We start from the raw sequence: 541 nt of genomic DNA on the forward strand, positions 1-541 counted from the left end.
AGCCGCGACCTGGAACTAGAAATCCCCGGTCACGAGCTTCCCGGGTTCACAAACCCCGAACCGTGAGCCAAGTCGGGTGAGCGCGCAGCAGCTGCACCAGACGCTGCGCGACGCGGGCTCCACGATTGGGCTTGCAACGGTGTATCGGGCGCTCGCGAGCCTCACCGAAGACGGCGAGGCCGACTCGATTCAGGCGCCCGAGGGCGAGAACCTGTTTCTGTCGTGCACCTCAAAGGGACACCACCATCACCTGATCTGCCGCCGTTGCGGCTCGGCGCGCGAGCTTGAAGCGACCGTGGTCGAGGAGTGGGCGCGCCTCGTGGGCGCCGAGCACGGATTCTCAGAGATCGAGCACGTCATCGACCTGTTCGGAGTGTGCGCAGACTGCCGCGCGCAGCAATAGCGCGCGGTGTGCGCCGTGCCCGAACTCGTCTATGTACGCAGTCAGCACAAGCACTCCCTAAAACGCAAGAACCCACGACTATGCGTGGGTTCTTCGAAGTGGTGCGCCAACCGTGTCTCAGGAATCGCTACCAATAAT

The 541-nt window shown here is 63.4% G+C and carries 1 protein-coding gene; it reads left to right on the forward strand.

What is annotated here, in order from left to right; genetic code table 11:
• Positions 1-76: 76 nt before the first annotated feature.
• Entirely contained in the window at positions 77-403 is a 327-nt protein-coding gene (locus tag ACXR2T_RS15790) for a Fur family transcriptional regulator (protein ID WP_489945565.1), read from the forward strand.
• Positions 404-541: the final 138 nt, after the last annotated feature.

It is taken from the genome of Leucobacter faecis, from assembly GCF_054456635.2.